Origin of the sequence: Mesorhizobium sp. M7A.F.Ca.CA.002.09.1.1 (genome assembly GCF_003998555.1) — a bacterium.
Lineage (GTDB): Bacteria > Pseudomonadota > Alphaproteobacteria > Rhizobiales > Rhizobiaceae > Mesorhizobium > Mesorhizobium ciceri.
Map to the genome: position 1 here is coordinate 1 of NZ_RZRR01000740.1, position 2,866 is coordinate 2,866.

2 protein-coding genes and 1 pseudogene are annotated in these 2,866 nt (G+C 66.7%); 1 reads left to right on the forward strand and 2 read right to left on the reverse strand.

The window, feature by feature from the left end:
• Positions 1-887 (forward strand): Xaa-Pro peptidase family protein (locus tag EN994_RS25430; RefSeq protein ID WP_164746178.1); only part of this gene is annotated, 887 nt, incomplete at its 5' end.
• Positions 888-1,104: 217 nt separating this feature from the next.
• Here the strand turns inward: EN994_RS25430 and EN994_RS25440 are convergent.
• Positions 1,105-2,547, reverse strand: a complete 1,443-nt coding sequence (locus tag EN994_RS25440; protein ID WP_063169585.1) for an amidase — start codon at positions 2,545-2,547, stop codon at positions 1,105-1,107.
• Positions 2,548-2,753: 206 nt separating this feature from the next.
• Positions 2,754-2,866, reverse strand: a pseudogene (locus EN994_RS36890) (oxidoreductase); the annotation flags it as partial.

Consider the following 2,866-nt stretch of genomic DNA (forward strand, 5'->3'; position numbering starts at 1 on the left):
GTTTTTCTCGGCCCGCGACATTCGAACTCGCTCGTGCCGTCGACGAGCTGAAGCAGATCCTGACCGGGTTCGGGCTCGGGCGCGCAAGGGTCGGCGTCGACCTCGATTTTGTGCCCGCCGCCGATTTCTCGGTCATGCAGGCGCTGTTGCCGGCCTGCACGATGGTCGACGGCTCGGCCGTGCTCGACAGGTTGCGGGCCATCAAGTCGCCGCGCGAGATCGACCTGCTGCAGCAAGGCATCATCCTGTCGGAAGCCGGGCTGGAGCGGCTGCAGGTCGATGCGATGGCCGGCATGCGCCAGGCCGATCTCATTGCCCTCTACCGGCAAGGTGTCGCCACGGCCGCGTCCGGCCTGTCTCATCCGGTCCAAACTGCCGAATATGTGACGCTGGGCGCTCGGGCCAAAGATGCCGATGCGAAAGCGATGCCTGGCGATCCGCTGAAGTGCGACATGGTCTGCACGGTCGGCGGCTACGCCTCCGACATGTCGCGCAACTTCACCTTCGGGCCGCCATCCGCCGAGCAGGCCGAACTGCACGCCATTGCCGAGCGGGCCTTTGACGACGGGCTGGCGTCCCTTGTTGCGGGAACCACGCTCGCCCACGTGCATTGCGTCGCCACCGACAGCCTGGCGCGGCAAGGGCTGCGCACCTACCGCCGCGGCCATTTCGGCCATGGCGTCGGCCAGTCGGTGTTTTCCGAACAATGGCCGTTCATCGCCGCCGACAGCGATGTCGTGATCGAAACCGGCATGGTGCTGGCCTTCGAGATCCCGCTCTACATAGACGGCCTCGCCAGCTTCAATCTCGAGGACCAGTTCCTGATCACGCCGGACGGGCCCAAGCCGATGAACAGGCTGCCGCGACGGCTGGAGAGGATTGGATAACGAGGCGGGTCACTGCAGGGACAGCGCTCTACGCCCCCCTTGCCCTACCGGGCATCTCCCCCTCAAGGGGGGAGATTGGCAGCTTCGCCGTCTCGCCCACCTTACCGTGTAGATGATTTGGCGAAGGCTGTTGAGCGCGTAATCTCCCCCCTTGAGGGGGAGATGTCCGGCAGGACAGAGGGGGCGCCACGGAACTCGGCGGTGGGGTGCCAAGCACCTAACCACTCACCGCCGGCCTTCTCCCCCTCCACGGCATCTCTTGTTCCAGCTGCGCCGACGCGGCCAGCACCGTTGCCTCGTCGCCGTAGCGGCCGACCAGCTGCACGCCGATCGGGACGCCGTCTTTCGACCAGCCGAGCGGCAGCGAGATCGCCGGCTGGCCGGAGATGTTGAAGGGGAAGGCAAACACCGCGTCCGTCCATTTGGCATTGTAGCGGTCGATATCCGTCTCCGACATGTCGTAATAGCCGAGCGGGCGCGGCAGCTGCGTCAGCGTCGGGGTGATGAAGAGATCGTAGGCGCCAAGGTCGCCGACGATGTCGCGGCCGACCTGCCTGAGCTGCTCGACGTCGGAGATGTGCCTGGTGCCGCTGGTCGCACGGCCGCGCTCGATGATCGCGAAGGTCACCGCCTCGACATCGCCCGGTGTCACCGACCGCCCCATCACCGTTTCAAGGTAGTCGAAGGTCGCCGCCGTCTGCACGCAGGTCATGTTGGTGTAGGTCTTCCACACAGCATCGGCGTCGAGCGGCATGTCATGCTCCTCGACATGGTGGCCGAGCCGCTCGAGTACAGCCACGGTCTCCAGCACCGCCGCCTTCACCTCCGGATCGATCGCGGTGCCGTTGGGCGGCGTGACGGAAAAGCCGATGCGCAGCTTCGTTGGCGCCCGCGCCGACAGGCTGAGCCAGCTGCCATCAGGAACCGGCGGCGTGTAGGGGTCGCCCGGCAGCGCGCCGGCGACCGCGTCGAGATAGGCCGCCGTGTCGCGCACCGTGCGCGAGCAGCAGAGGAAATAGGCGCCGCCATACCAATAGTCGCCGAACGGCGCAAGGCTGACGCGGCCGCGCGACGGCTTCAGGCCGACGATGCCGCAGCAGGAGGCCGGGATGCGGATCGAGCCGGCGCCATCGCTGGCTTCGGCGATCGGCACCATGCGCGAAGCAATCGCCGCGGCCGCTCCGCCGCTGGAGCCGCCGGGCGTGATGCCTTCCTTCCACGGGTTCTTCGTCGCGCCGTAGAGCTTTGGCTCGGTGGTGATCGACCAGCCATTTTCTGGGGCGTTCGACTTGCCGACCAGCACCAGCCCGGCCGCCTTCATGCGGCGAACCACTTCGGTGTCGAAATCGGCGACGACATCTTTCAGGTAGAATGAGGAGTTGGTGTTCGGCGCCCCGGTCCAGGACGAGGCCAGCTCCTTGAGCAGGAATGGCACGCCGGCGAAGGGCGCTGATGTGTCGACCGTCTGCGCCTGGCCGCGCGCCATGTCGTAGAGGCGATGGATGACCGCATTGAGCGTCGGGTTGAGCCGCTCGACCAGCGTGATCGCCGCTTCCACCAGCTCCGCCGGGGTAACGTCGCCGCGCTTCACCAGCGCCGCAAGGTCCAGCGCGTCGGACTCGGCATAGGTTTTCAGCAGACTGTCGGTGACGGCGGCCATATCTCTCTCCTTCGGCGGATAGCTTGTGTTGATGCTGCTCCTGCGGAGAACTGTATTGGGGCATCGGCCCCCTCACCCAGCCTCCGCTTCGCTCGGCTGACCTCTCCCCGAGGGGAGAGGAGACTTGCAGCGCCAGCGCCACCCTCTTCTCCCCAACGGGGAGAAGGTGGCCGCGAAGCGGCCGGATGAGGGGGGCTGGCGCGACTTCAGGCCAGGTCGATGGTCCGTCCCAGTGCGATGCTCTGCTCGGCGGCCAGCACGATGCGCAGGCTGTTGACCGCCGCATCCATCTGCTCGGTGAGGTCGAGATCCTCGCGGA